Source organism: Polyangiaceae bacterium (assembly GCA_020633205.1).
In the GTDB taxonomy this organism is placed as follows: Bacteria; Myxococcota_A; Polyangia; order Polyangiales; family Polyangiaceae; genus JAHBVY01.
This window is the reverse complement of record JACKEB010000012.1, coordinates 434549-456953: the sequence shown is the minus strand read 5'-3', so window position 1 is coordinate 456953 and position 22405 is coordinate 434549. Positions and strand designations below refer to the sequence as shown.

The window sequence follows — 22405 nt, the reverse complement described above, 5'->3', positions numbered from 1 at the left end:
GCTCAGCCTCCCACGACCTTGATCAAAGTGTACGCGAGCGCGGTGAGCGCCTCTCCCACGATGAATCCCGCCGCCAGAGGCACGGTCTTATCCGCGGTGAAACGCCTGCCAAAGACACGCTCGAGCCCGATTGAGATCACGCAGCCGAAGCCGTAGCTCAGCGTGATGCTGAACGGCAGGTACATTGCGAGGCCTACAAGTACGCCCAAACCGCCGATCGGGAACGCCGAGAGCGCACCTCCAATCCCGGCGCCGGCAAGGTACTTGTCGATGGGCGCGTTGCCCTCGAGCACCCCCTTCACCAGTCCCTGCAAGACCGACGCTTGAGGGGCTGGAAGGCACTCAGGGGTCTTCTCGACGCACGCGACGGACTCGGGCCCGAAGCCGCCAAAGCCGCCGGGCCCAGCTTTCCAGAGCAGCAATGTGGTGCCAATCGCGATCGCCGGGCCGACCCATGCGACCGCAAACTGCGCCATCTGTTGCCGCCGGGGAACGCTGCCGACGAGGTGGCCCGTCTTCAAGTCCTGCATCATGTCGGCGCACTGGCCGGTCGCGATGCAGACGGCGACGCCGATCGTGATCGCAAGGACCGAGTTGCCGCTGGTCACCGCGAGCATCAGCGTGACGGCGATCAGGGCGAGGCCGCTGAGCGGCGAGATGTCCGTTGCACCCGTTGCTTGAGCGACAATCAAACCGGCGACAGCGATCCACAGCGCGCCCACGACGGCCGCAGCAGCCGCTTGCCCCACGTGCATGCCCCCCGTGTCTCGCGACGCGATCAGCGTCACCGCGAACAACGCCAAGAGTGAGCCGATCAGCCCGAAAACGAGCGTGTTCGGGCTCATCTCCTCGGCATCCCCCGCCCCAGAGCGCGCGAGCTTGGCAGCAGCGGATAGGCTGCTGATGGCCCCCTTGATTGCGGGAAACGACAACACCACGCCCGCCAACGCACCGCCGATCAACACGCCGATCCCAGTGGGGCGCAGCATCGTCGAGTACACCGTGCCGACCAGCGCGTCGCCCTTCACACCCGCAGGCGCCCAGCCCTGGCTCACCGCGAAGGGACCGATGAACCACCAGGCGAGGATCCCTCCGAGCGCGAACGGCAGGCCGCCGCGCCCGCTCAGCATGCCGGCACCGATGTTCGCCATCGAGAGATAGAACGTCGTGCCGAGAAACAAGAAGCCGATGGAGCTCGAGTCGCTCATGCCGAAGGCGTGGTGCAGCCAGGGTCCGATCGGGATATCCTCGGGGATCAAGTGAAACTGCCCGAGCAGCGTGATCACCATCGCGATACCGAAGCCAACGCCGAGCAGAATGCCCTTCTGGATACCCGCACCGGGGCTCTTCAAGATGGTCGCCACGGCGAGACCGCTGGGGAACCTCAGCCGCTCAATCTCGATCAACTGTTTCCGCAGGGGAATAATAACCACGATCCCCATGAAGGAACCGGCGACCGCCGCGAGGATCACTGTCCAGACGTTGTAGTCCTTGCCCAGCATCAGAAGCGCGGGGAAGGTGAACACCACGCCAGAGCTCGCGGTGTTCACCCCGGACGCGACCGTCTGATTGATGTTGTTCTCGACGATCGATCCCGCCCCACGGATCCCGAACACACCGCGCCCGAGGCCACGCAGCAGCGCGAATCCCATGATGGCCGCGATGGTCGAGCCGGGAACTCCGAAGCCCAGCTTCAAGCCGATGTACGTGAACGCGGCCGTCATCAGCATGCCCTGGACGATCCCCAAGGACATCGCTCCGAAGGTGATCTCGCGATACGCGGCCGGCGCGCCGCCGGACTTCGCTTCACTCATAGTCGTCTCGCTCCCTGCACTCGCGCCCTCTGTGCGTAGTGCGTTAACGCGGAATTCGTTGGGGAATCAACGCGCTTGCGCGGATCTGGCGAGACCGGCCGCGCGCTCGTGAGCCCGCGCACGCTGGGCTCACCGCAGTGCCAGAGGCGTGCGAACACGCACGATTCGTTGAAGCTTCAAGAATCCAAGCAGGCGGTTCGTCAGCGGTCAGCGCTTACGCACGCCGTCGAGCACCATGCTCACCAAAGCTTGGGTCGCTTCTGCCGGACTACCGAGCTGTTCGCCGTCGAACACCGCAATGAGCAGTGTCTCGACTGCGCCGACCACGGCATAGGCCGTGATGCGCGGGGGTAAGTCGCGCAGCAGCTGGTTTTGGTGAGCTGCCTCGGTCAGTGCCACCGCCGCCTGATTGATCTCATCACGCAGGGCGCGGATGGGCGCACGGGCCCCTTCCGCGGGGCCCCGGCACTCCTGCAAGTAGAGCTTCACGAGCCGCGGCTCTCGCAGCGCAGCCTGCCCCATCTGCATCGCGAGAGTTTGATAGGCAGTGGTCAGCGTTTCGTTGGACCGCGCTTCCGCGAGCTCACGGCCGCACTGAGAGAGCGCTTGCTCCACCTCTTTGCGCAGCGGCGCGAAGAGCGCTTCAACCACCTGAGACTTGTCCTCGAAGTAGCGATAGAAGCTGCCCTTCGCGACACCTGCCGCCTTCGTGATCTCATCGACGGTGACGCGCTCGACCCCGCGCTCCAAGAACTCGACGAGCGCGGCATCGCACAGAGCACGCGTCCGTTCCTGACGATTGCGGTCACGCTTTCCACCAGCTTTGCCTGGACGCTGCTCCGGTACGCGCCCGGGCTCGAACAGATTGTCATCGCCAGGTTTGGGAACCCCGCTGCTCACTTCTCGCTCCTCCGCTCCCCCATCAGCTCGGTGTGGTGTCTGTCGGTCCAACAGCCAGGTCATAGCTCGACGCGCGATGCAATGGATCCCAAGATGTTGGAGCGGAACGCTTCAGGCTTGACAACCTCGTGGCGATCGTTCAAAAAGTGACCGATCAGTCATTCTTTGGAGGTAGCGATGATCGGGATCCCCTTGGCACTCCTAGCCGCGAACGCATTCGAGTGGGCGGTGCACAAGCACGTGCTGCACGGGCTTGGGAAGAGCAAGCGGAGCTTCTGGGCGTTCCACTGGCACGAGCATCACGGCGAGTCGCGCAAGCGCGGCATGTTCGACCCCAACTACGAGCGCCCGCCGCTCGGTTGGCATGCCCAGGGTAAGGAGCTCTTGGCGCTCGCCGCCGCAAGTGCCGCGGTGACGCCACTGCTACCCGTCGCGCCGTTCTTCGTCGGCACCGCCTACTACTGCGCGTTCAACTACTACCGCGTCCACAAGCGCTCCCATCTCGATCCCGAGTGGGCACGCGCGAAGCTGCCGTGGCACTACGACCACCACATGGGACCCAACCAGCACAAGAACTGGTGCGTAACGAAGCCTTGGTTCGACTGGGTGATGGGCACCCGCGAGCACTACGTCGGGACGGAACGCGAGGCACAAGACCGTGCCAAGGCGGCCGCACGCGCTGAACGCAAGGCAGCTCGCGCGGAGCCAGAGCCGCAAGCCGCCGAGTGATCCCGAGCACATAGCTCGACTGCTGCGGGCTCGGCGCGATGCGTCCGGCCCGCTCTCGTTTTGTGGCAGGGCGCGCTCAGCCCCAAACCGTCCGAGCGCAGCGGCACGTTGCCCCGAGGTTTCGGCCACAGCGCCGTTTTTCCATATGCAATCACATGAGAGCGAATGCCAACTAGGGAATAGCCAGCTGACCTCGAGGGCTGAAGGTCGACGAAACACGGAGAAACTCCACAAACGCGAAACGACAGAGACGTCGCAGCGCGAGGGCAGTGTTGCCCCGTCTCGAAGTGCCGCATTGCGTCCATTCGCAGCATTGTGTCCATTCGCTACGGGATGCACCGGTATCAGCGAGTCCTCACAGCCGCTGCGCTCGACGCAGTGCCACTCAATGTCGCGAACTGCCGCTTTCCTTAAAGCGAGCTGAGTCCCAATCAACCCATCCCCGAGAGTCGTTGTTCCGCTCTATCATCGAGCCATCAGCGGCGGGGACACCTGCCCGAAGACACATCACCCGTCGCGCAGTTCAGCGCGCCGCACGCCAATGTTCGCGGGCGATCACCGCACCTACCCGTGCCGAATTCGCCGCGCGTCCCAGGGGGAACGAAGAGACAACGAGTCAGGGGGACCAATGGAAAACATCATCATCAGCGAAATCCTCGCAGCCAAGCCGCATCATATCCGCACAGTAACGCCCTACGCCTGCGTGACTGACGCCGTACGCCTCATGAACCGCTACAACATCGGCGCGCTGCTCGTGATGGATGAAGGTGTACTCCTAGGGATCATCACCGAGCGCGATGTTCTTTTCCGCGTGGTAGGGCAGCACCTGGAGCCCGAGGCCACACTGGTCAGCGATGTCATGACGCGTGGCCTCGTCACGGTGACACCCCACACGACCTTGCAGGAGGCCATGCACCGAATCACGGAGCAGCGGGTGCGACACCTTCCTGTCTTGGACGACGACCAGTTGGTCGGAGTGGTCTCGAGCGGAGATCTGACGCGCGCCATCACCCAGGCGCTGGAGCGTGAGGTCGACGCGCTATCGTCCAAGATCCCGGTCGCCCCGAATCACATGCTCGACGTCTAACGCCGGCTCAAACCCTGCTAGAGCCCCAGGCAATCGCCAAGCTCGACATGAAGGTCGAGCGCTTCGTCGTCGCCAGCCGCCTCACACAGCTCCGGCCACACGAGCAGGGCCCGCTGCGTCGAACACAGCGTCCTGAGCGCGTCATGCACTGCGCGAGCGTCCTGAGCGGCGGGCACCGCGAAGAACCCATAAACCGCGGGACGCTCTCCCGGGGCTGGTCGCGGCCACCCGAGGTCAGGCAGCAAGTCCGGAACTCGGAGCGAGTACTCGTCAGGGCTCCGCACCTCGAGACGGCCACCAAATCCGTCTAGCAGATCCGCGATGGCTTGGAGGGCGTCATCCCCGGGGTGTAGGCCATCGATCGTGAAGGACTCCAGTTCGCCAGCTGCAACAATTTTCCGCACGGCGAAAACAGGGATCCACTCCTCAGCCTGGGAGTGCGCGCAGTCGGGACCATGTTCGTGGTCCTCTTCACAACCGTGTCCGTGTTCATCATGGTCATGACCGTGGTCGTGCTCATGGTCACAGTCGGGCCCATGCTGATGCCCCGGCGGCGGCTCCACGGGTTCAGGATCGAAGATCACTCGATCGTCCCCATGTTCTACATCCGAAGTCGGGCCGCAGAGCTCGAGCACCCGTGCGGTGACGGGACCGGTGCGCAGCGCGACGAGCTTGCGCTGAGTGTCTTCGGGAAACACCACCTGGACCAAGCCCCACTCCTCGTCGATAGGAGCGGCGCCAAGCTCCACGGGCATTCCCAGCCGGTTGGCGGCGCGTCGAACCTCGGACCAGGCGCCAAGCTCGGTTCCAAGCTCGATCACCTTCCAGTCGGCTTCACCGCGCGGCAACGCCTCCGCCGCGCGCAGCGCGAGAGCAAAGGCGCGTCGGGCGTCCCCGAGGCGCTGCTCGAGGTCGCTCAGGAGCAGCACCGCTCCAGGGGGAACATCAGGTCGCTCACAGAGTGCGCCGAGTCGCGTCTTCAGCCGCTTGTCGTCGCCCAGGCGCCGCAGGCAATCCACCTCAGCACGGGCGCGTAGCCAGAACTCTTCTCCCCGAAGCTCCCCAAGTCCGTCGAGCACGCTCAGCGCGCGCTCAGCTTGCCCCACGTGGCTCAAGAGCTCGGCCCAGCGCAGGCTCGCGGTCAAGCGCGCGGCTTGATCGCTGGCGCCTTCAACCGCGCGCTCGGCGACCGATTCTGCTTCCGCGAGGTACCCCATGGTCTCCAAGCAGCTCAAGACCGCGTCGAGCGCCTGCCCATCGAGCACCTCGGTCTGCCAGTCCACGGCCGCGGCGGCGTTCTCCCACATCACCTCGGGGCTGGGGGCTTGCTCTAGGGGCGGCGGCGCGGGATCGGCCTCGCTCAAGCTCGCCCGCGCCGCTTCCATGCGCTGCACCCACGGCACCACGCCGGGCGCCTTGGGAGCGCGCAGCTGAGGGAAGAGCCGATCCACCTGATGGAGCTCGAGGCGAGCGGTCTGACGCGCGCCGCGAGCCAAAGCGAGCTCGGTGCCTACCACGGCGCTTTCAAAGGCCAGGAAGTGCGCTCCGTTTTGCTCCTGGCTGAGGCGCATCCCGCGCAGCACGGCGCCGAGCTCCGCGTCATTGGTCAAGCCGCCAGCGGCGACCAGAGCTTCTGCGGCACGTATCCACGCGGAATAATGACTCGGGGTCTTCGAGATCGACTCGGGATCAGGCAGCAAGTCCTTCGCCTGGGTGATTTGTCCGAGGGCCGCGTGAGCCCGCACCTTGCGCAGCCGGATCGCCATCTCCCCGCTGCTACCCGACGCTGGTTCGTCCCAAAGCTCGAGTTCCATCAACGCCTCTTCGAAACGGCCAAGGGCGAAGAGCGCGTCGACGCGGGGACGGATCAACGCCGGACACTCCTGACGCTGGTCACGCTCGAGCAGCGCCGCGCGCACCTGCTTGACCTCGTTCAGCGCCGCCTCGGCCTCTGCGCCGTCGAGCAACGCATCCACCAGCTCGCTCGAGATGCAGAGGAAGCAAGGCCACGTGGGGTCGATGCGCGCGAGGGTCTCCTTCGCGACCGCCACGCGTTCGGCGACGTAACCCGGTCCGTCGAGGGTTGCATAGCAGGACGCCAGATCTTGGGTGGCGCACACCGCTTGCGGGCAGTCCTTGGTCTCGGGGCGCGAGGACAGCTCGAGCAGCTCCACCGCCAGTGGCAGAGAGTCCTTCACTTGCTCGCGGTTCAGCACTTTGCTCTGGAGCTCCCAGTGGCGGATGAACACCTCGAGCCAAGGGTTGTCCGCGGCGCGGGCGAGGGGCAACGCCTCCGCGACCAGAGCATCCACCGCGTCATGCTCCTCGTCTACCACCAAGGACGGCAAGTCATCCAATGCATGAGCTAGCCGCACATGACCGCGCTTCAGCAAGCTCCGCTGTGCTTCAGTCAACCAACGCCAGATATCCATATGCAAATACTCAACGCTAGAACGCGGACCGGGTGCCTCGCGGCTTTTTCAGCGGGTGGTCACGCGTCGAGGGTCTCGCACAGGGCGGCGCAGAAGTCACGCAGCGCGGTCTCGACGTCGAACAACCGGGTCTCCTCCCCAGTCTCGGACAACAGGCTCACCAGGGGGGCCAAGAGCCGCACGCCGCGGGCGGCGCGCTCGGGCGGCGCCGCGAGCAGGCGAACGATCGCGGGGCAGTCACAGTTGACGTAGAGCCTGAGCGACGGCCGCGCCCCGACTTGCGCCGTGAACTGCCGCGCGAGGCCCAGCACCGCGCTGGAGATACGCGCGTCCGCTTGGTCTGATTCGATGCGACGCTTGAGCTGAATTTCGCGGTCTGGAACCAGCACGAACGGCAGCTCGCGAGGCGCAAAGCGGCAGCTCATCACCGCCACGTCGTCGCGTCCGAACCAACCTTCGAGCTTGCTCTGTTCCTCGGTGCTCAGCTCCACCTTCTGAAACAGCTCACTGTCGCCCTTGCCGGTGCCGAGGAGCACCAAGCGGCCGCGCACGCGGTCCGTATAGGCTTTGCAGAAGGGCAGCGCCGCGAAACGAATGCCGTGCACGACGGGCACTCCCAGCGCGCGAAACAAAAGCTCCTCGAAGCCACCACTCTCGGTCTGACTCACGTGGAGCTTGCCTTGGCTCTTGTCCAGGATGTGCTTCACCCGCAGGTCGCCGTGGCTGGTGGGCAGGGTGACGTCTTCGGCGAGCAAGCCGAACAACCGCGGATCCGATAGCGCGGAGCCAAGCAGCGCTTCGTTGTGCCTGAGCAACACGCGGCGCCAGGTCGCCGCTTCGCTCTGGGCGATGCGTCCCAGGCCGTCGATCAGCGCCTCTCGGAGCTCGCCTTTGACTTGCTCGTACACCGCGTCCTTCTGCAAGGTCTCTCGGCTCGCCGTGGGGTGCAGCGCCACGCTCTCGATCACCGCACTCGCAAAGCCAGCCCAGCTCGGCAACAGCTCGCGGTCTTCATCGCCGATCAACATGCCTCGGATGAACACGTGGACGTCGCGGTGGTCGCTGGTGCCGTAGGTGGAACCGGCGTGGATCCAGATCACGCCTTTGCAGGCTTCCCCGTCGACTTCGATGGCACACAGCGGCTCAAAGGCGATACCAAAGCGCTCAGCGAGCTCGAGCAGAGCCCGCTTCTTGCGGATCGGGTTCGTCAGCTCCGCGTCGCGCCAAGCCGGGGGGCGCTCGTTGACATGTTCCCCGTGGATCCGAACCGGGTAACTCAAGAAGCCGCAGTAGCGCCGCACCAACGCGGACAACACATGGGGATCCGACAGCTCGCGGAAGCGCTCACGCAGCTCGAGCGTCACCCGGGTTCCGACGGGACGCTTCTCAGCTGCTTCGACGCCATATTGCTGACCGTTCTTGGAGTGAAAGAGAAACGCCTGATCCGGATCCTGGTAGGAGCACGTCCAGACCTCGGTGCGCTCAGCGACCACGAAGGCCGTGAGGAAGCCAAGCCCAAAGTAGCCAATCAGCCCGGCGTCTGCCGAGGCGTCTCGTAGGCGCCGGGTGTAGCCGGTGCCCACGGTCGCGAGGTACTCGACGATCTCGTCCTTGGTGAGTCCGGCGCCGGTGTCTTCGATGGAGATGCGACCGTTCTCTGCGTCACATTCCACGCGGATACTCGGCTCGCTGGTGGCGAAGCCGTCCGGATCTTCGATGCGTCGACGCTCGATGCTGTCGTGGGCGTTCTGCACCAGCTCGCGCACCGCGACGCTCGGGCTCGAGTAGAGGTGCTCACCCAGCACCCGCATCAGGCCACCCAAATCCACTCGAGTGCGCTCGAGACTCACCGCCATCGCCGACCCATAGCACGCTGCCTTCGGGTCCCGTGGCGGACACGCGCCACGCCGAGCGAAACACCGGCCACAAGGACGTCGGGCGCTCCCCTCACCCCCAAAAAAAGCCGCGGAACCCTCGGGAGCGCCAACCACGGGGACCCGCTGACAAGCGGTACCGGCGAGCGATTTTATTTTGACACCAATCACTGTCACGGTTATTAATGTCCCATCGTTGTTTGACACACCCACTCTTGCAGCATTGAGCTGCGAAGAGGCAGTCGAGGTGTGTCCTCAATCAGGAGAGAGCCATGACCGAGCACATGGAAGTGCATCAGAGCGCCTCACAGGTTCAGGGTTTGGGGGGGAGAGGTCCAAGCAGTGCGGCGCCGGGCGGCGCTCAGGTACTGCTGAATGACCCCAGCATTGCGCAGAAGTTTGCCAGCGACGAAGCACGCTTCGAGTCCTTCGGTCGCGCCATCGATAAGATCCGTAAGGAAGCAGAAGCCAGCATGGGCGAGAGCGACCTCAAGCACGTCAGGCGCCTGCGCCACCTATCGCGTGGCCTCGAGGTCGTCGGGCGCGCAGCCATCCACTTCTCGTTCGAACCGATCGGCTTCGGCGCAGGCGTTATCGCGCTGTGGCTGCACAAACAGCTCGAGGCGACCGAGATTGGTCACACGGCGCTGCACGGCGCCTACGACAAGCTACCCGGAGTGGGTCGCTTTCATTCATCGCGCTTCCGCTGGAAGACGCCCATCGACGAGGAGAGCTGGCGCTACGGCCACAACGTGCGTCATCACGGGGCCACGAATGTCGCGGGACACGACGCGGACATCCACTTCGGCCCAGTGCGGCTGACCCGAGACACGCCGTGGCGCCCCGCTCACCGCTTCCAGCTCGCCTACGCCTTGCTCGGGCTTTTCCCGAATTTTGGCTTCGTGATGAACATGCACTTCACAGGGCTCGCGGATCTGTACGAGGGCAACGGCCGAGGAGGCATGGATTTCCTCCCGGATAAGCGCCCAAAAACGATCGCCAAGGCCCACTGGAAGGCCGTGCGAAAATACGCTCCCTACTACGCCTACGAGTACGTGCTCTGGCCGATGCTCGCCGGCCCGTTCTTCTGGAAGGTGCTACTCGGCAACTACCTGAGCGAAGTGTTGCGGGACATCTACAGCGCAGCGACCATCTTCTGTGGGCACGTCGGCGAAGAAGCCGCGAGCTTTCCCGAAGGCACGAAGGCCAAGAAGCGCGGGCGCTGGTACGCCATGCAGGCGGCTGCGACCTACAACTTCCGCGTGGACCGAGTCCGCAGCGTGCTCTGTGGAGGCCTCGACCTGCAGATCGAGCACCACTTGTTCAACAAGCTGCCTCCCCACCGGCTGCGTGAGATCGCTCCCCAGGTGGAGCGAGCGTGCCAAGAGCACGGAGTGCCCTACCGCAGCCAGAGCTGGGGCCGCACGCTGCTCGGCGCCTTCGCTCACATTCAGGCGCTGAGCAAGCCCGACCCGCAGCCAGCGGTTTCGGCACAAGAGGCGGTGGCAGCGTGACGGCGCTACTGCTAGCTGCCGGGCTCAGCGCCCTGGAAGCCGAGGATCAGCCGGGAGCGTGGACAGCGAACCCCGGCTCGTGCGATGCAGAGCCCGAGGCAATGAGCGACGCGGAGACCGATCAGCCGGAAGAGGAGTTCACCATTGATGAGCTCGCGGCTCGTAGCAAGGTGCCAAGCCGGACCATCCGCTTCTACCAATCGAAGAAGGCCCTGCCTCCGCCGAAGCTCCGTGGCCGCGTTGCCTACTATGATCAGCGGCACCTCGAGCGCCTCGAACTGATCGCCAACCTCCAGGACCGCGGGCTGCGGATCAACGCCATCCGCGACCTCTTGGCGTCCATGGAACGCGGTGACGTCTCGGTCACCGAGTGGCTCGGGCTGAGCGACGAGTTGCGCAGCCCCTGGGGCGACGACCAGCCCCGGATGCTCGCCGAAGAGGAGCTGCTCGAGTTCGCGAAGTCCGTAGACGGCAAGCCGCGACCCGGGCTCATCTCTGACTTGGAGCGGCTCCAGCTCTTGGAGCGCCAGGGAGATCGCTTCGTGGTGAGGAGCCCGAGCCTGCTCACCATCAGTCTCAAGCTGGAGGCGGCAGGTGTCGATTTGGAGACTGCAGCGGGCGCCGCCGATATCCTGCGGAAACATCTATCGAAGGCGGCGGGTGAGCTCGCGCGCTTCTTCTTCGACCATGCGGGCAGCGGCTTTGGCCGAGACGGCAGCGCGGAGGAGCTGAGCGCGGCGCTCGGCGCGCTGCGCCCCTTGGGTGTCGAAGCGGTGAAGGTGATCTTCTCCAAAGAAATCGAGCGCGAGCTGCGCACCTTGGCAGAATCCGGGCGCGCGGCGAAAATTCCCGCACGGAATCGCCGGCGCAAGCGTTAGTCGAAGCTGACGTACGCATAGCGCATTAGAGGTCGCCGATTCAGTTGGCGAGCCAGCGGCGTTTGGGCGAGCCAGTGGTGTTTGGGCGAGCTAGCGGCGGACTTGATAGAGCTGCCCGTCGACCACGAACTCCGCGCGCTCGAGCTGGGTATCCTTGGGGATCACGAGCCAGCCGCCGGGCAAGTGGTCGTAGCGGAAGAACTCTCCACGCACCGCGCGAGTGCCTCTCGCGTCCTTCCCGCTCACCTCCACCGCCAGGCCTTCAAGCGGCGAGTGGCGCACGAGGGTGGTCGCGAACTTGGCGCTCCCGGAGCCATCCAGCGTGATCACGTCGTAGTCCAGCTCCCCGATCACCTGGGGCAGGTTCACGCGCTGCCCGCGCTCGAACAGAGCGCGGTAGTTGTAGTCGCTGATGTGCTGCGTGGAGCAGTAGCCCATGATGTCGCTGTACTTCGCCGGATCACGCAGCTCTCCGCTGGTGATGTCATAGCCCCAGACACCGATGGTCTTACCGTCGTGGGGGTAGTTCTTGTCTACGGAGCCCGGATCGAGTCCCGGCCCGCACAGCACGTGCTCGCGGCCGTGAGCGTGACCGAGCTCGTGTGCCGCCGTGCTAGCCGCGTAGTTCTCATAGCCAACTCCGAGCGCCAGCCGGAGGAAAGCCGTGCCGGTCTCTGGCGGGTTGTTGTTCAGCAAGGTGACACCGAGCAAGCAGCCACCGCCGTAGTAGCTGAAGAACGAGTCGGTGGGATTGAAGATGCCGTAGTAGTAGACGTCGTCGCCTTCGCCGTCCTTGTTGCGGTAGCCAGCCAGCGTGATGCCCAGCTCTTGCCAGCCGCTGCCGTCAGGGCCAAGGGCACCAGACCACTCGGTAACCTCCCGCACGCGGGTCTCCACCTGGCTCACCCGATACAGCGCTTTCACGCGATCGGTGATCTTCTGAACTTGCGTGTCGTCGAGGTTTGGCAGCCGCCCGGAGCCATCGGCGTTGTAGCGAAAGGGGGCGAGGATGAGGCGAAAGGTATTCGCCTTGCCCTCCACAGCGAGCGGGCTCGTCCCTTCCGCGGGGAAGCGTGCGGCGGGGTTGTCAGTGCCCTGTCCGTTGTCAGCGCCCTCCTCGAGGATCTCGACCGACCAGTCCAGATTCTCCCCGATGTACTCGCCGGGCACCTGGAAATTCAGCGTCGTATTGAGAATCGGCGTCCGTGGATGCAGCGAGTAGCGGCCCTTTGACTTCGAAGGTTCCGTCCTCGCCGGGGAGATGCAGACGCGCCGTGATCTCCCCTCCGGAGTAACCGGAGTCCGTCGCATAGAAGACCCGCACCAGCGCGTCGCGCCCCGCGACCAGGGGCACATCGCTATCCACGGCCTGGCCTCCGACCATCAGGCTGCGCTTGACGCCCTGGTAGATCGCCACTTCCTGAATGCTAACGCCCTGAGCCGTGTGCGCCGTCGTGCCGGAGCCGCCACCACCAGCCATGCCGCCCGTCGCGGCGCTACCCGCAGAGCCGCCCTGTCCTCCCGCGGCCTGGTTGTCAGTGCTGCCGCCGTCCGACGAACAACCGACGCTCCCAAGCATGCCCAACGCGACGAGCCCAATCAGTCCCCAGCGATTCATGGCCAAGTTCTATCCGCATGAGGGACTCAACGCGAGCAGGACCGCTCCCGCCAGAAAACTTCAAACTCAAAGTATCCAGGGGTGGCTCGAAGTGTTTCAACGATGCGGCGACACCGTACGGCAAGATGGAACGCGGTTCCCATCGCGAGGCGATCGACTTCGCCCGATTTGCGGGCGCCACGAAGTCCTCAGCGCGCCAACATCACGAGCAGGCCACCTTCGGGCATCTTGAACTCCACCCGATTGCGCGCGTACTTGAACCACTTCACGTCCTCGGGATCGACTGGGCCGAGAGGACGCGAGCGCACGTGGGGATTACCTTCGACGTTGTTGAACTCAGCGGTGAGCGTATTGAAGACCTCGCTCATCGCCTCGAGGGAGTCCTGGCTGGGGGTACCGGAGGAGATCTGCTGCAAGACCTCTGGCTCGGGCAGCATCAACAGTGAGCCGCCCATCCGCGCTACCGCCTCCAGGTCCGCCAACATCACCCCGCGAAGCTCGTCGTCATCGCTCACCAGGCGGGCGCTAAAGAACTCCGCCAGATCGTGCGCGCTGCCATCTGGAGGTTCGAGCTCGACGTCGCTACCGACGAGGGTCGCGATACACTGTTCGAACGCGCTGGGCGGCGGAACCTCGAAGGGCTCGAAGTCGGGGGGCGGCGGCGGAATACTCGCGGGTTCCGCGGGCGCAACCGGTTCGGCCTCGGCGGCTTCGGCGGCCTCGGCGGCTAGCGCCGCCTCCGCAGCTGCCTGTGCGGCCTCGGAGGGCTCGCCGTCGGACCCGTCGGGTGCGCCCCCACCTGCGGACTGACCCGCCACTTGCTCCCCCGCGGACGCGGCGGCTTCCTTGGGAGTTGATGCCTGGGGCGGGAACTGGGGATTCAGCTCTGGCGGTGACTCGCTACCACGTAGCTTCAGCTCCAGGTTTCCTGGGCTGTAGAGGATGCGCTCGAGCTTAGCTAGGCGCCGCTTGAGCTCATCATTTTCCACACGCAAACGAGCAAGCTCGTTTTGCTGACGCCAGTAGGTCTCGACCTCCGCTCGTCGCTTGCGCGCTTGGTCGCGAAAGTGGCGAGCCGACGTGCTGCTCGGCACCCACGTGCCCTTGGCAGACTCATAGGTGGCGTGGGCGCCGGAGGTGGTATCGAACACGCCCCGGGCGCTGCGCTCTAGGTCGGCGTCCGAGTTGTGATGGCCAAGAAACCATAAGATCCCCTCGCGTCCCTCGATGCGCTGGAGCGTAGGTCGGAAGACTCCCGGGTCCACCGCCACCAGGCGTTCGACCTCGAGGAACCAACGTCCCTCGCGGCGCAAGAGCCGCTTGGCGCGCGCTCCGTCCAGCAAGTCACCGGACATGGGACCCCCACGGCGCCTGATGCGTCTTCTCCCGACGTATTGCTGAAGAAACTGGCCTCACGCCCTTGAGATCGGCCGCCGGCTAAGATTCTGAAGCGGTGGATTGAGGACCAGCTACATAAGTGTGCAAAACCCTTGCGCAGGTGAAACATCTGGAGCATAAGTCCTTCCCCCGAGCGACCCGTAAGGGTTGTAAGGCTCCGACTACTCGCGAAGGTGGCGGAATTGGCAGACGCGCTAGATTCAGGTTCTAGTGGGGTAACTCTCGTGGAGGTTCAAGTCCTCTCCTTCGCACAGACAGCACAGCTCGAACGGCCCCGGAATTCCGGGGCCGTTTTGCGTTTGTGCATCCCGCGCCTCGAGGCCGGGAAGCGCTTTCGCCTGGGTCGCTTGGGGCTGAGCTAGTCGGCACCGCGCAGACCGCTGGGGCCGAGCCAACGAGAAAAGACTTCAGACCTCCCGAGGTGGGCCGTTTGTTCAGGCTGAGTGCGCCGACGCGATTGCGAGCGTCGGCATCACCTCAACCACTCGGCGCTGCCGAACCACCAGGCGAGAGAGCATGAAGATACTGATCGTGGATGACAGCAAGGCAATGCGCATGATCGTACGCCGCACGCTGCGACAGGCTGGCTACGGAAACCATGACATCGACGAGGCCGAGAACGGCCGAGAGGCGCTAGACAAGATCCGCGGAGCGGCACCTGATCTGGTGCTCTCCGACTGGAACATGCCGGAGATGACGGGCATCGAGCTGCTCGAGACCCTCGGCGCCGACGGCACGAAAGTGAAGTTTGGCTTCGTGACCTCGGAAGGCACAGCAGAGATGCGGGCTCGAGCAAGCGGCGCCGGCGCGCTGTTCTTGATCGCAAAGCCCTTCACGGCTGAGAACTTCCAGCAGGCGCTCGATCCCGTCATCAACTGAACGATCCGCTTCGCGGATTCGCGTTGAAACGCGCACTGGGCCTCCCGCGTAAACACACCCGAGTGGTATGTGAACGCCGGAGGCCTCGTTCATGACGGACTATTACGATAGCGATGACCTGAAGAAGTTCGGTGCAATTGCCGACTTCAGTCCCGAGCTCGCGGAGAAGTTCTTCGCTTGGTACGGCGCGGTCTTCAAGGACGGCGCGCTGAGCGCCCGGGAGAAGTCTCTGATCGGGCTCGCGGTAGCCCACGCGATTCAGTGCCCCTACTGCATCGACTCGTTCACCAAGGGCAGCCTGGAGAAGGGCGCTGATCGGGAACAGATGACCGAGGCGATTCATGTGGCTGCCGCGGTGCGCGGCGGCGCTAGCCTCGTCCACGGCGTGCAGATGCGTAACCACGCCGACAAGGTCTCGATGTAATGGGGGCGCCGATCCGCTCGCAGCACGCGAGGAGACTCCCATTGGCAGCGCCAGGGAGACAGCTCGAAGTGCTGGACGCCCCGACCATCGAGCGCGAGTTCGAGACCGCGCTCGATTCCGCAGGGTTATGGCCGCTGCAGCCAACGGAACTCGAGATCCTGCAGGTCAATGTGGGGAAGCTCTGCAACCAGACCTGTCGCCACTGCCATGTCGACGCGGGCCCCGACCGCCGGGAACAGATGTCCCGAGAAGTCTTCGAACAGTGCTTGGATGCGCTCCGCGCAAGTGACATACGCAGCGTCGACATCACCGGCGGCGCCCCGGAGCTAAACGCCAACTTTCGCTGGTTCGTGGAAGCCGTCAGAGGGCTCGAACGCCACGTCATCGATCGCTGCAACCTGACGGTGCTTGAGACGCCATCCGGAGCGGATCTACCGGAGTTCTTCGCCGCTCACGACGTCGAGGTGGTGTGTTCCCTCCCCCACTATCGAGCCCTGGGCACCGACAGTCAGCGCGGTGATGGGGTCTTTGCCAAGAGCATTCGCGCGCTTCGAAGCCTCAACGCCGTGGGTTACGGGCGCGGCAAGCACCGACTCGTGCTCGTGACGAACCCTCTCGGGGCTTTCCTCCCGGCAAATCAAGCATCCCTCGAACGCGAATGGAAACGAGAGCTCGAGGCGCGCCATGGTGTGACCTTTGACGCCCTGTATACCATCACCAACATGCCGATCAGCCGCTACCTCGAGTGGCTGATCGAGAGCGAAAACCTCGAGGCGTACCTCACTCGCCTCGTCGCGGCGTTCAACCCGGCTGCAGCACGAGGCGTGATGTGCCGCAACACGCTGAGCGTTGCCTACGATGGCCGACTCTACGACTGCGACTTCAACCAAATGCTCGACCTGGGTCTTGCAGGCGACATCCAACACATCAAAGATTTTGCCTCCCAGGCGCTCTCAGCGCGCAGCATCCGCGTGGCGCGTCACTGCTTCGGTTGCACTGCTGGCGCCGGCTCGAGCTGCGGCGGAGCCACCGCCTGAGCTCAGGACTACGGCCGCCGGCGAGTAGTTTGCGCGGAACTTGCGAGCGGAGTAGCGTTCAAGGTTGATGGCGTACGAACCCGGAACCGTGATCCAAGGTCGCTACCGCATCTTGGCAAAGGTCGGTTCTGGGGCTCACGGCGTGGTCTACCGCGCGCGCGACCTCGAGACGCGGGACGAAGTTGCGCTCAAGTTCCTCGGCGGCGGCTTCGGTTTCGATCCGCAGTACAACCGGCGCCTGGAACGTGAAGCGCAAGCCATGGCTCAACTTCGCGGCACCCACGCAGTGCACGTCCACAACATCCGTCACGCGGACGACGGGATGATCTACATCGTGATGGAGATGCTCCACGGCCAGAACCTGGAGGATTACCTGGCTCAAGCGGAGAGCGTAGGCGGCCAAATCAAACCCGATCGCCTGCTGATGCTGCTGCGCCCAGTGGTCGACACCCTGGAGGCGGCGCACGCGCAAGGTATCGTCCACCGCGATCTCAAGCCGGCCAACATCTTCGTCATCGACAAGCAGCACGGTGGTGGCGTGCGCCTACTGGACTTCGGCTTGGTGAAGGTGCTGAACGCCAGCGCGCTCACGGATGATGGCATGGTCGCTGGCTCGCCGAGCTACATCGCGCCCGAAGCGTGGGAAGGCAACCCGCGAATCTTGGATCATCGCATCGACGTCTACGCTCTAGGCGTGATCGTGTTCCGCGCCTTGAGCTCGAAGGTGCCAACTCCCCGTGGCGGCCTGATCAACACCATGCAGTGGGCGACCAAGGGGGAGCGCCCCAGCTTGCAAGCGCTGCGCAAGTCGCTGCCGGCGGCGATTGATTTCTGGGTGGAAAAGGCCCTCGCAATCGCCCCTGAGGACCGCTTTCAGAGCGTGCGCAGCCAGCTCAACGCCCTGGAATCCATCCTAGCGACCCCAGTCTCGAGCCCGTTCTAAGCTCAACATCGCAGCTCGCGGAGCCTAGCAGCTAGAACGAGCCGCCGAAGGTCGCCAAGCTGCCGCCTCGCACGCCGCGAACGTCGAACTTCAACGCCTGCTCGCGCCGCTTGCGCCGTGCTTCGGTATCCATCGTTGCGCTGCCGGAGCCGCTCCCTGAGCCAAGCCACAGTACTGTGGCAACCCCCAAGGAGACGATGCCAACCCCGAAGCCAATGTCACCGATCAGACGGCTCTGCTCGATCGCATCGCGGTCCGAACTCGAGCAGTTCGGGGCACAGCCGCTGCCATCCAAGTCGTCGAGCTTGCCAGAAGCGTCTAGCCAAAACCCCGTCGCAACCCCGAGCCCCACGACACCCAGCCCAACGAATGCCCAGGGCAACGCACCCGGTCCCTCGCCTGGGGTCGGCTCGGGCCCCGATGCATCGCCTGCACCGTTACCACTGGTAGCGTCCGCGCCTTGTCCACCCGCGCTGGTCTTCACGGCCTTGTTCTTCTGCCCCTCGAGTAGTGTTACCTCTTGCTCCTTGGTGGTGCCGTCGGGAAACGTGAACTTAAAAGTGTGCTTTCCCGGATTGAGGCTGACCGCACGCCCGGCGCGCGCGTCTTCATCGACGGCTACCCCGTCGACTTCCACATGCACGTCTTTGACGTCTGCGCCTTCGATTTCGAAGACGACGCTCGGCACACTCGACTCGACCTCGGTGAGCCACTGTGCGCAGTCCTTTTGCACCGCTGCCAAGCAGGTTTGGCTCGCACACACCAAGAGCTGCTCCCGAGCGCCCATCAAGTCTCCGTCGCGACGCTGGGTCTGCGCCTTGACGTAACTATCAGCACACTGCTGTTGGTTTGGGGCGTCGTCGGCAGCCACCGCAACCCCTCCGCTGAGCCAGCAGCTCCCAGCGAGTGCGATGGTGAGGATCCGGAACTGAGAACTACGGAGCATTCTTGAACTCACTTCAGGCATTCCGTCTTGACGTGTTTGATCCCTTTGGAATCGACCCACACCGGGGAGCTGCAGTCCACGGCCGGCTTCGCCGTTGGCTTTGGCTCGGCCTTTGGGGGGGTGGGCTCCGCTGGGACTGACTTTGCAGTGCTGGCAGGGGCGCGCTTCGCGGGAGCCGTGGCAGCGGGCTTCGCTGACTGCCCTTGAGCGGCCTCCTTCTGAGCTGCTAGCTCGTCGATATCCGGCACATCGCTCGGCACCGCAGGTGCTGCTGTCGTTGCCGTGGGGTTTGCGGGCTGCTCCGCGGTTGGCGGGGCCGGCTGTGCTTGCTTGGCGGCCTGAGGTACATCGCTCTGGGGCGGCGCGCTAGCTGCAGCGTCCGCAGAACCAAGCCGGGAGATGATGAAGCCGGTCGCGAGCAGACACACGAGCAACACGGCGCCGGCAACCCAGAATACCCCGCGCTTGCGCTCCTCCCGCTCGGGTGGCGTCGCATCCAACACGCCCGCAGCGATGGTGGGCACGCTGGGTGGGTTCAAGGTACCGGCCACCATCACTCCGGTGATGCTCGTGACCTCGCCTGTCGCGCACTGCTCCATCCGGCGCATCTTCGCGGCGCGATCCGCGAGCGGCGTGGCCGCGACTTTCTTCACCCACTCGCCGACCTCGTAGTTCGACATGGGGCGAATGGCGTGTTCCAGCTCGACGGCCATGTCACGGGCCGACTCGTAGCGATCCGCCGCGTCCTTCGCCAGCGCCTTGGCGACGATTGCATCAAAGGCTGCGAAGGCTGAATCCACGTCGCTTGGCTTGGGCGCCGGGGTCTCGAGCACCTGGTTCAGCTGCGCGATCTCGTTTTCCCCATCGATGATGCGCTGCCCCGTGAGCGACTCGTAGAGCACGACGCCCGCCGCGTAGATGTCAGTCCGCGCGGAGATTTCCTCGCCCCGCGCCTGCTCAGGAGCCATGTAGCGGACCTTGCCCTTGAGCTGCCCGTCCCGCGTGGCCTGGATCCTCCCGGAACCCTTGGCCACGCCGAAATCGAGCACGCGCGGAATACCGTCCACCCCGAGCATGATGTTCTGCGGGGACACGTCTCGATGCACGATCCCCAGCGGATCGCCATTCTCGTCTTTGGCATCGTGTGCAGCGTGCAAGCCATACAAGGCGCCGATCATCACTGCCGCGACCAGCTCAGGCTTCACCTCAATCCCGGTCTTGCGGGCGAACTTGAGCAGCTTGCTGAATGCCTCACCCTCGACATAGTCGAGCACCAGGCACACTTCTTCGCCGCGTTGTACGACGTCGAGGGTGGGCACGACGTTTGGGTGTCGCACGCGCGCCGCCAGACGCGCTTCGTCGAGGAACATCTCGATGAACTCGGGCTCACCCACGAGGTGTCTGTGAACACGCTTGATCGCTACGGGCTTGGTGAAGCCTGCAGGGCCCAACAAACGGCCCAGCTGCACTGTCGCCATTCCACCAATGGCGATCTCCTCGAACAGTTCGTAACGGCCATCGAGTCGTTCTCGATCCGCGCTGTGACGAGGGTGCGAATTTGCGGACACGGAAACTGCCTTGTGACTCATTCTGTCTCGTGACCGGTTCGCCGATCCTGCGCGACTTACGCCCCACAGCGTGTCGTCGATCGCAGCCCGAGAACTGCTCGGGACCGCGTAAACGATAGCATGTAACTCGAACGTGAATCCGCCTTCTTCGCATGTGGTTTCGTTGGTCGAAGGCGCTTCCGCACGCGGTTCTGCGACGTGAAAGAGCGCAACATCTTGCAGGTCCGCCGCGACGCGTCGCGCGCAAGCGGGCGCACGAACCTGGACAATCGCAGCGCCTTATGAACGGGAACGTGGGCCGAGGTGCGCGCGCGGTGACCGTGCCAAGCAAGCGGTTGGTCCGCAGCGGTCGTGCAGCACGCGAGTTGGGCGCATTCCCGCTCGGCAATGCCAGCCCGCTTTGCGACTTGGCCAACTTGAGGGATGATCCAGGAAGCGACCTTTTGGTCGCGCTTCCTCTCTCGCTGCTTGGAGTACGCCGATCGATGTACCGGCCTTACCTACAATCTCGTCTTTGGTCCCGCCTCGGGGCGCTCAGCGCTGTCCTCGGATTGCTTGGCTGTTCGGTGGTGGGTAAGGACCTCGACGGCTACTTCTCCGGAGACTCGACCGCTGGGGCCGGCGGGTTCGGAGGCAGCAGCGCGAGCGGCGGCACCTCTGGCAACGCGGGCGCGTCAGGCGCGGGAGCGACTGGGGCGACCGGCGCCATGGGGGGCTCCGGCGGGAACGCCGGGTCGGCTGGAACCGCGGGCAGCGGCGGATGCGGTTCGCGGCAGCCACCAGTGCGCCCGACCATTCAGGACTCGGGGACTGGTGCGCCCACCACCATCTGGGTGCTCAAGGATATCGTCATCGACCAGCCCGATCCCGCATGGAAAGACATCGGGTACGACCTGGACGGTTTGTGCACCGAACCTCCGGACAACCCGGTGGAGTGCCTCGCGGAGAACGCCAGTGGGCCCGCTCGGGACGGCAACGCGGGCGTGGACAATGCGTTCGGATCGACGGTGATTCCGTTGCTCAAAGCGGCTGACGTCACCATTCAGCAGTCAGCCCAAAACAACCAAAACGAGGGCAAATCCGCGATCGTCGTGCACGTCGACGGCTGGAACGGCGAGGACGACGATCCCGCGGTTCAGGTCTGGATGGCTGAGACCGCGTACGGAGTTCCGGACGGAAGCACGGATCCAGGAATGCCCAACTGGGACGGAACGGACACGTTCTACGTACCCGACGCCGCGTTCAACAACGGCGACGTCAACTCGCCCATCATTGGCAATGACAACGCATATGTCGCGGGTCGTACCTTGGTGATGCGGCTCCCGGATCGCTCGGCGTTCCCTTTCCAAACCAGCGAAGGCCAGGTCTTCCTCAAGCTGACCGACGCCACCCTCACTGGACAAATCAGCGCGGATGGCAGCTCGCTGAGCAATGTGATCCTAGCGGGTCGATGGGCGGCTCAAGACGTATTGGACACGCTCGTTTACATCAACATCTGTCCCAACAGCCTCGAGTACGGGCTGGTACAAAACCTCCTGCAGAACAGCTCTGACATCCGCGCGACCAAGGGCACTGGAGGCCCCGGCGCGATCTGTGACGCGGTGAGCATCGGCATTCAGCTCACGGGCTACCCAGGCAAGTTCGGCGGCCTCATCCCGAGCCAGCCGCCCGTCAATCCCTGTTCGGGGAGCGGCGGGGCCGGCGGCACGAGCAACTAAGGCCCTTCTTCGACGCCAGCATCCTGCCACGTCTCAGACGAGCTCGCGTCGGCTGGCACCGACGCATCCGTCTGAGCCTCTTCCTCATCTCCGCGCGGATTTTCTGGGGGAGAGGGAGCGCGCCGCAACGCGACTAGCGAATACGTATTGGAGACGCAATCGGAGCGCCCATAGCAGCACTCGAGCAGACGCTTTGCTCCGCCCGCTTGAACGCACACGAGCTGCTCATACTCGGTACACGACTGCTCGATGAGCCCCTCGCAGGATGGAAACTCTCCTCCGGCGCAGGGTCGCGACTCGGCTCGTCGCTTAGCGCCGTACGCATAGGAGCTAGCAACGCAGGTCGTGACCGGTTTGATTCGGTCCCCGCGCACGCACGCGTTGGTCACGAGGCGCTGACCGCCGAGCTTCGAGCACTCGACCAGCGTCGGGCAGGCACGATCGGCGCTTCTCCAGACCCCACAGTAGGGACCTTCCGCGCGAAAGTGCGGGTCGCTCTTGTGCGTAGTGGATGCCGCCGCTCCCTTCAGCACCAAGCCCGCCGTCTCCGCCGCGAGCTGGTTCGCTCCCGAGCTTCCGCAGGCGAAGGCGGCGAGCGCGGCCGTGGCGCACAACACGGAGCCACGCCACAGTCCCATCCGTAGTG

Annotated in this window: 19 protein-coding genes and 1 tRNA gene; 10 read left to right on the top strand and 10 right to left on the bottom strand. The window is 64.5% G+C overall.

Annotation, left to right across the window (positions count from 1 at the left end; translation table 11 throughout):
- Nucleotides 1-2: 2 nt before the first annotated feature.
- Both H6718_14060 and H6718_14055 read right to left on the bottom strand, forming a co-directional pair.
- Nucleotides 3-1814: an OPT/YSL family transporter gene (locus tag H6718_14060; protein ID MCB9586522.1), complete on the bottom strand. Its 1812-nt coding sequence runs from the start codon at nt 1812-1814 to the stop codon at nt 3-5.
- Between the two features lie 207 nt (nt 1815-2021).
- A complete protein-coding gene (locus tag H6718_14055; GenBank protein MCB9586521.1) occupies nt 2022-2777 on the bottom strand; it encodes a TetR/AcrR family transcriptional regulator in 756 nt (251 codons plus the stop codon).
- Between the two features lie 114 nt (nt 2778-2891).
- Here H6718_14055 and H6718_14050 point away from each other — a divergent pair, with 114 nt between their 5' ends.
- Together H6718_14050 and H6718_14045 are read left to right on the top strand one after the other, a co-directional pair.
- On the top strand, nt 2892-3443 hold the full coding sequence (locus H6718_14050; GenBank protein ID MCB9586520.1) for a sterol desaturase family protein: 552 nt from the start codon (nt 2892-2894) through the stop codon (nt 3441-3443).
- Between the two features lie 628 nt (nt 3444-4071).
- Nucleotides 4072-4530: a CBS domain-containing protein gene (locus H6718_14045; GenBank protein MCB9586519.1), complete on the top strand. Its 459-nt coding sequence runs from the start codon at nt 4072-4074 to the stop codon at nt 4528-4530.
- A gap of 17 nt (nt 4531-4547) precedes the next feature.
- Here H6718_14045 and H6718_14040 read toward each other — a convergent pair whose 3' ends face one another.
- Both H6718_14040 and H6718_14035 read right to left on the bottom strand, forming a co-directional pair.
- The gene (locus H6718_14040; GenBank protein MCB9586518.1) at nt 4548-6962 is read right to left on the bottom strand and encodes a hypothetical protein; all 2415 of its coding nucleotides are present in this window, start codon (nt 6960-6962) and stop codon (nt 4548-4550) included.
- A 59-nt stretch (nt 6963-7021) separates the two neighbouring features.
- The gene (locus H6718_14035) at nt 7022-8818 is read right to left on the bottom strand and encodes an ATP-binding protein (GenBank protein MCB9586517.1); all 1797 of its coding nucleotides are present in this window, start codon (nt 8816-8818) and stop codon (nt 7022-7024) included.
- Nucleotides 8819-9108: 290 nt separating this feature from the next.
- On the opposite strand from H6718_14035, the gene H6718_14030 reads away from it, so the two are divergent.
- Both H6718_14030 and H6718_14025 read left to right on the top strand, forming a co-directional pair.
- Nucleotides 9109-10350, top strand: a complete 1242-nt coding sequence (locus H6718_14030) for a fatty acid desaturase (GenBank protein MCB9586516.1) — start codon at nt 9109-9111, stop codon at nt 10348-10350.
- Nucleotides 10347-11228 carry a MerR family transcriptional regulator gene (locus H6718_14025; protein MCB9586515.1) on the top strand — a complete coding sequence of 294 codons (882 nt, stop codon included), beginning with the start codon at nt 10347-10349 and terminating at the stop codon, nt 11226-11228. Before H6718_14030 ends, H6718_14025 begins: the two co-directional genes overlap by 4 nt.
- 90 nt (nt 11229-11318) lie before the next feature.
- Here the strand turns inward: H6718_14025 and H6718_14020 are convergent, their stop codons facing one another.
- From H6718_14020 to H6718_14010, 3 genes are all read right to left on the bottom strand, one after another.
- A complete protein-coding gene (locus tag H6718_14020; GenBank protein ID MCB9586514.1) occupies nt 11319-12398 on the bottom strand; it encodes a hypothetical protein in 1080 nt (359 codons plus the stop codon).
- Complete coding sequence (locus H6718_14015) at nt 12334-12846, bottom strand: hypothetical protein (protein MCB9586513.1); 513 nt, start codon at nt 12844-12846, stop codon at nt 12334-12336. The genes H6718_14020 and H6718_14015 overlap by 65 nt, the downstream gene beginning before the upstream one ends.
- Before the next feature lie 188 nt (nt 12847-13034).
- A complete protein-coding gene (locus tag H6718_14010; protein ID MCB9586512.1) occupies nt 13035-14201 on the bottom strand; it encodes a hypothetical protein in 1167 nt (388 codons plus the stop codon).
- A 210-nt stretch (nt 14202-14411) separates the two neighbouring features.
- On the opposite strand from H6718_14010, the gene H6718_14005 reads away from it, so the two are divergent.
- From H6718_14005 to H6718_13985, 5 genes are all read left to right on the top strand, one after another.
- Nucleotides 14412-14495: transfer RNA gene (locus H6718_14005), tRNA-Leu, on the top strand.
- Nucleotides 14496-14760: 265 nt separating this feature from the next.
- A complete protein-coding gene (locus H6718_14000; GenBank protein MCB9586511.1) occupies nt 14761-15123 on the top strand; it encodes a response regulator in 363 nt (120 codons plus the stop codon).
- Between the two features lie 91 nt (nt 15124-15214).
- Nucleotides 15215-15547 (top strand): carboxymuconolactone decarboxylase family protein, encoded by a 333-nt coding sequence (locus H6718_13995; protein ID MCB9586510.1) that lies wholly within the window; start codon nt 15215-15217, stop codon nt 15545-15547.
- Complete coding sequence (gene arsS, locus H6718_13990; GenBank protein MCB9586509.1) at nt 15547-16584, top strand: arsenosugar biosynthesis radical SAM protein ArsS; 1038 nt, start codon at nt 15547-15549, stop codon at nt 16582-16584. Before H6718_13995 ends, arsS begins: the two co-directional genes overlap by 1 nt.
- A gap of 67 nt (nt 16585-16651) precedes the next feature.
- Nucleotides 16652-17527, top strand: a complete 876-nt coding sequence (locus H6718_13985; GenBank protein MCB9586508.1) for a serine/threonine protein kinase — start codon at nt 16652-16654, stop codon at nt 17525-17527.
- Nucleotides 17528-17558: 31 nt separating this feature from the next.
- On the opposite strand, the gene H6718_13980 is transcribed toward H6718_13985, so the two are convergent.
- Both H6718_13980 and H6718_13975 read right to left on the bottom strand, forming a co-directional pair.
- Nucleotides 17559-18473, bottom strand: a complete 915-nt coding sequence (locus H6718_13980; protein ID MCB9586507.1) for a hypothetical protein — start codon at nt 18471-18473, stop codon at nt 17559-17561.
- 8 nt (nt 18474-18481) lie between these two features.
- Nucleotides 18482-20041, bottom strand: coding sequence for a protein kinase (locus H6718_13975; protein MCB9586506.1), 1560 nt, complete (start codon nt 20039-20041; stop codon nt 18482-18484).
- Between the two features lie 569 nt (nt 20042-20610).
- On the opposite strand from H6718_13975, the gene H6718_13970 reads away from it, so the two are divergent.
- Nucleotides 20611-21759: a hypothetical protein gene (locus H6718_13970; GenBank protein ID MCB9586505.1), complete on the top strand. Its 1149-nt coding sequence runs from the start codon at nt 20611-20613 to the stop codon at nt 21757-21759.
- Here the strand turns inward: H6718_13970 and H6718_13965 are convergent.
- Complete coding sequence (locus H6718_13965; GenBank protein MCB9586504.1) at nt 21756-22397, bottom strand: hypothetical protein; 642 nt, start codon at nt 22395-22397, stop codon at nt 21756-21758. The genes H6718_13970 and H6718_13965 overlap by 4 nt on opposite strands.
- Between the last annotated feature and the right edge of the window lie 8 nt (nt 22398-22405).

Coding starts and splice junctions, on each gene's coding strand:
- H6718_14010 (MCB9586512.1), bottom strand. CDS start 14,201: ATGTCCGGTGACTTGCTGGACGGAGCGCGCGCCAAGCGGCTCTTGCGC.
- H6718_14035 (MCB9586517.1), bottom strand. CDS start 8,818: ATGGCGGTGAGTCTCGAGCGCACTCGAGTGGATTTGGGTGGCCTGATG.
- H6718_13985 (MCB9586508.1), top strand. CDS start 16,652: ATGGCGTACGAACCCGGAACCGTGATCCAAGGTCGCTACCGCATCTTG.
- H6718_13980 (MCB9586507.1), bottom strand. CDS start 18,473: ATGCTCCGTAGTTCTCAGTTCCGGATCCTCACCATCGCACTCGCTGGG.
- H6718_14045 (MCB9586519.1), top strand. CDS start 4,072: ATGGAAAACATCATCATCAGCGAAATCCTCGCAGCCAAGCCGCATCAT.
- H6718_13965 (MCB9586504.1), bottom strand. CDS start 22,397: ATGGGACTGTGGCGTGGCTCCGTGTTGTGCGCCACGGCCGCGCTCGCC.
- H6718_14055 (MCB9586521.1), bottom strand. CDS start 2,777: ATGACCTGGCTGTTGGACCGACAGACACCACACCGAGCTGATGGGGGA.
- H6718_14030 (MCB9586516.1), top strand. CDS start 9,109: ATGACCGAGCACATGGAAGTGCATCAGAGCGCCTCACAGGTTCAGGGT.
- H6718_14060 (MCB9586522.1), bottom strand. CDS start 1,814: ATGAGTGAAGCGAAGTCCGGCGGCGCGCCGGCCGCGTATCGCGAGATC.
- H6718_14000 (MCB9586511.1), top strand. CDS start 14,761: ATGAAGATACTGATCGTGGATGACAGCAAGGCAATGCGCATGATCGTA.
- H6718_14050 (MCB9586520.1), top strand. CDS start 2,892: ATGATCGGGATCCCCTTGGCACTCCTAGCCGCGAACGCATTCGAGTGG.
- H6718_13995 (MCB9586510.1), top strand. CDS start 15,215: ATGACGGACTATTACGATAGCGATGACCTGAAGAAGTTCGGTGCAATT.
- H6718_14015 (MCB9586513.1), bottom strand. CDS start 12,846: ATGAATCGCTGGGGACTGATTGGGCTCGTCGCGTTGGGCATGCTTGGG.
- H6718_14040 (MCB9586518.1), bottom strand. CDS start 6,962: ATGGATATCTGGCGTTGGTTGACTGAAGCACAGCGGAGCTTGCTGAAG.
- arsS (MCB9586509.1), top strand. CDS start 15,547: ATGGGGGCGCCGATCCGCTCGCAGCACGCGAGGAGACTCCCATTGGCA.